Below are 3,927 nucleotides of genomic sequence, written 5' to 3'. Positions count from 1 at the left end.
CCGTGGGCTCCACGGTGAAAGTGATCCTGGCGATCCTGACGGCCTACGCCCTGGTCTTTGTGCGTTTCCCGTTCAAGAACGTCATCTTCGTCGTGATCCTGGTGGCACTCATGGTGCCGCCCCAGGTGTCGATCCTGCCGAACTACATCCTGATTGCCGGCATCGGCGGGAAGAACACCCTGTGGGGAATCATTCTTCCCGGCTTGGGCACGGCCTTCGGCACCTTCCTGCTCCGACAGCATTTCATGACGCTGCCCGGCTCCATCCTGGAGGCCGCAGAGATCGACGGCGCGGGGCACTGGCGGCGGCTCTGGCAGGTCGTCGTCCCCGTCTCCGGCCCCTCCATCGCAACGGTGGCGCTGGTGACGGTGGTTAGCGAGTGGAACGACTACATCTGGCCGCTCATCATCACCGACCGGCCGGAGACCATGACCCTGCCGGTCGGGCTGACCCTGCTGCAGAACTCGGAAGGAAACGGCGCCGGCTGGGGCATCCTGATGGCCGGCGCGATGCTCGTCATTGTTCCGATCCTCCTCGTCTTCGCCGCGCTGCAGCGCTACATCGTCGCCGGCCTCACCCAAGGCAGCGTCACCGGGTGACGCAGCCTTCCGCTCCAACACACACCCCGTACACCCCCATCATCACAACGAGTCAACACCCTTGAGAGGACCCACCATGGCACTAAATCTTGACCGCCGACACTTCCTCGGCCTGGCCGGCGCTGGCGCAGGCGCGGCCGCACTGGCAGCCTGCGGCGGCCCGTCCACCGGATCGACCACCGCCACCTCCGGCGCAGCCGACATCGACTTCAGCGGTGTGAAGCCTGCCGCCTCCATCGACTTCTGGACCAACCACCCGGGCAAGTCCCAGGACGTGGAAAAGGCGATCATCGAGAAGTTCCAGGCGAAGTTCCCGGAGATCAAGGTGAACCTGGTGACCGCGGGCGCCAACTACGAGGAAATCGCGCAGAAGTTCCAGACTTCCCAGGCCGCGAAGACGGACCTCCCGGGCCTCGTGGTGCTCTCGGACGTCTGGTGGTTCCGGTACTACACCAACGGCAACATCATCCCGCTCGACGGCCTGATCAAGCAGCTGGACATCAAGGTCGACGACTTCCAGAAGTCGCTCGTCGCGGACTACAAGTACGCGGACAAGCAGTGGGCGCTCCCCTACGGCCGCTCCACCCCGCTGTTCTTCTACAACAAGGACCACTTCAAGGCCGCGGGACTGCCGGACCGGGCGCCGAAGACGTGGCAGGAATTTGGTGACTGGGCCCCCAAGCTCAAGGCGAGTTCGGGCGCACAGTACGCCTACATGTATCCGGCCCTCGCCGGCTACGCCGGCTGGAATCTGCAGAACAACCTGTGGGGCTGGGGCGGGAGCTGGTCCAACGGCTGGGACGTCAACTGTGACTCCACGGAGTCGGTGGCCGCGCTGCAGTGGGCGCAGGATTCGATCTACAAGGACAAGTGGGCCGGCGTCTCCTCCAAGAACGCCGCAGACGACTTCTCCGCCGGCATCGCGTCAACCACGATTTCCTCAACCGGCGATCTGCTGGGCGTGCTCAAGTCCGCCAAGTTCAACGTCGGCGTCGGCTTCCTGCCGGGTGGGCCGAAGAACGAAAGCCCCGTCTGCCCCACGGGCGGCGCCGGGCTCGGCATCCCCAGCGGCGTCAGCAAGGAGGTCCAGCTCGCTGCGGCCACCTTCCTGAAGTTCATGACCGAGCCGGAGAACACCGCGGCGTTCTCCGCGGCCACGGGCTACATGCCGACCCGCACATCCGCTGACATGGGCGCTGTCCTCGCGGCGACGCCGCAGATCAAGACCGCCATGGACCAGCTCGCGGTCACCCGGGTCCAGGACAACGCCCGGGTATTCCTGCCGGGCGCTGACCAGGAGATGGCGAAGTCGGCCGCGAAGATCCTCACGCAGCAGGGCGACGTCAAAGCCACGATGACCGACCTGAAGACCACGTTGGAGGGCATCTACACCAAGGACGTGAAGCCGAAGCTGAAGAGCTAGCCTCCCCGGCCCAACTGGCTCGCAATTGTTGTCGTTTTGAGCCCTCAAAACGACAACAATTGCGAGCTACTTGGGTTTAAGCGGCGTCTTAGGGGATCGGGACCGGGACGACGCCGAGCGGCGCCAGCTTCGCGGCTCCCCCGTCGGGCGCGGAGAGCACCCAGATGCCCTTCTCGTGGACGGCCACGGAGTGTTCCCACTGGCAGGAGCGCTTGCCGTCGGTCGTGATCACCGTCCAGTCGTCCTCCAGCACGGCGGTGTCGATGCTGCCGCGGACCAGCATCGGTTCGATGGCCAGGCACAGCCCGGGCCGGATCTTGGGCCCACGGTGGCTCGTGCGGTAGTTCAGCACATCAGGGGCCATGTGCATCTCCGAGCCGATGCCGTGGCCCACGTAGTCCTCCAGGATGCCCAGCGGCTTGCCCGGCACGGAGGAGACGTAGTCGTCCACGGCGTTGCCGACGTCGCCAACGAACTTGCCGGTCGCCAGCGCCGCGATCCCGTGCCACATGGCCGCCTCGGTAACGTCGGAGAGCCGCTGGTCTTCGGGGTCAGCGGTGCCCACGATCACGGTCCGGGCCGAGTCGGAGTGCCAGCCTTCCACGATGGCGCCGCCGTCGATGGAGATGATGTCCCCGTCCTGCAGGACGCGGTCCCCCGGGATTCCGTGGACCACCTCCTCGTTGACCGAGGTGCAGATAGTTGCCGGGAAGCCGTGGTAGCCAAGGAAGTTGGACTTCGCCCCGGCGTCCTGCAGCACGCCCGCGAAGACGGCGTCGAGATCGCGGGTGGTCACCCCGGGGACCGCTGCGGCCACGGCGGCGTCGAGTGCGCGGCTGAGGACCAGCCCTGCCTCATGCATGGTCCGCATCTGGGCGTTGGTCTTGTATTCAATGCGGGTCTGGCCGAATGCCATCCTCAGCGTCCTTTCGTGGTGCCGCCCGGCCCCGCGAGGGTCGGACGGACAAATGCCTGAGGCTCCTCCCGGCGCTGCGGGAGGAGCCTCAATGGAAACGGGCCCGGCTCAGGCGGACTGCGCCGCTTTGATGGCCTGCATGACGCGGTCGGTGACCTCGTCGATGCCGCCGATGCCGTCAACCCGGGTCAGGATCCCGCGGTCGGCATACTTCGCCACCACGGCTTCCGTCTGCCCGTGGTAGAGATCCAGCCGGTGGCGGATGACGGTCTCGTTGTCATCGCTGCGGCCGGTGTCCCGGGCGCGGCCCAGCAGGCGCTTGACGAGTTCCTCATCATCGGCCGTGAGCTGCAGGACGACGTCGAGCTTCTGCTCGCCGTCGGCCAGGATCGCGTCCAGGTAGTCCACCTGGGCCGTGGTCCGCGGGTAGCCGWCGAGCAGGAAGCCCGGCTCGACGTCGGACTCGGTGAGGCGGTCGCGGACCATCTTGTTGGTCACGCTGTCCGGAACGAAGTCGCCCGCGTCCATGAACTTCTTGGCTTCGATGCCGAGCGGCGTCTCACCCTTGACGTTGGCGCGGAAGATGTCGCCGGTGGAGATCGCCACGACACCGAGGCGCTCCGAAATACGTTCCGCCTGCGTTCCCTTGCCCGAACCGGGAGGTCCGATAATCAACATTCTCGTCATCGCAAAAGCCCTTCGTAGTGACGCTGCTGTAGCTGCGCATCAATTTGCTTGACGGTCTCCAAACCGACGCCCACCATGATCAGGATCGAGGTGCCGCCGAACGGGAAGTTCTGGTTGGCGTTGATCAGGACCAAGGCAATCAGCGGGATCAGGGCCACAAGGCCCAGGTAGAACGCGCCGGGCAAAGTGATCCTGGAAAGCACATACTGCAGGTAATCTGCGGTCGGCTTGCCGGCACGGATACCCGGAATGAAGCCGCCGTACTTCTTCATGTTGTCAGAAACTTCCTCAGGGTTGAAAGT

5 protein-coding genes are annotated in these 3,927 nt (G+C 65.3%); 2 read left to right on the top strand and 3 right to left on the bottom strand.

Features of this window, described 5'->3' with window-relative positions; genetic code table 11:
- Together AB4Y86_RS13765 and AB4Y86_RS13760 are read left to right on the top strand one after the other, a co-directional pair.
- A partial coding sequence (locus AB4Y86_RS13765) for a carbohydrate ABC transporter permease (protein ID WP_441402774.1) occupies positions 1–599 on the top strand: 599 nt, incomplete at its 5' end.
- A gap of 76 nt (positions 600–675) precedes the next feature.
- On the top strand, positions 676–2,022 hold the full coding sequence (locus AB4Y86_RS13760; RefSeq protein WP_441402773.1) for an ABC transporter substrate-binding protein: 1,347 nt from the start codon (positions 676–678) through the stop codon (positions 2,020–2,022).
- Between the two features lie 88 nt (positions 2,023–2,110).
- Here the strand turns inward: AB4Y86_RS13760 and map are convergent, their stop codons facing one another.
- From map to AB4Y86_RS13745, 3 genes are all read right to left on the bottom strand, one after another.
- Positions 2,111–2,938 carry a type I methionyl aminopeptidase gene (gene map, locus AB4Y86_RS13755; protein ID WP_441402772.1) on the bottom strand — a complete coding sequence of 276 codons (828 nt, stop codon included), beginning with the start codon at positions 2,936–2,938 and terminating at the stop codon, positions 2,111–2,113.
- A gap of 108 nt (positions 2,939–3,046) precedes the next feature.
- A complete protein-coding gene (locus AB4Y86_RS13750) occupies positions 3,047–3,616 on the bottom strand; it encodes an adenylate kinase (RefSeq protein WP_441402775.1) in 570 nt (189 codons plus the stop codon).
- 5 nt (positions 3,617–3,621) lie between these two features.
- The coding region (locus AB4Y86_RS13745) for a preprotein translocase subunit SecY (RefSeq protein WP_441402771.1) at positions 3,622–3,927 on the bottom strand (306 nt) is incomplete at its 5' end.

It is taken from the genome of Arthrobacter sp. 2YAF22_2, assembly GCF_052114645.1.
Taxonomy (GTDB): domain Bacteria; phylum Actinomycetota; class Actinomycetes; order Actinomycetales; family Micrococcaceae; genus Arthrobacter.
This window is presented reverse-complemented; position numbering and strand designations above follow the sequence as displayed.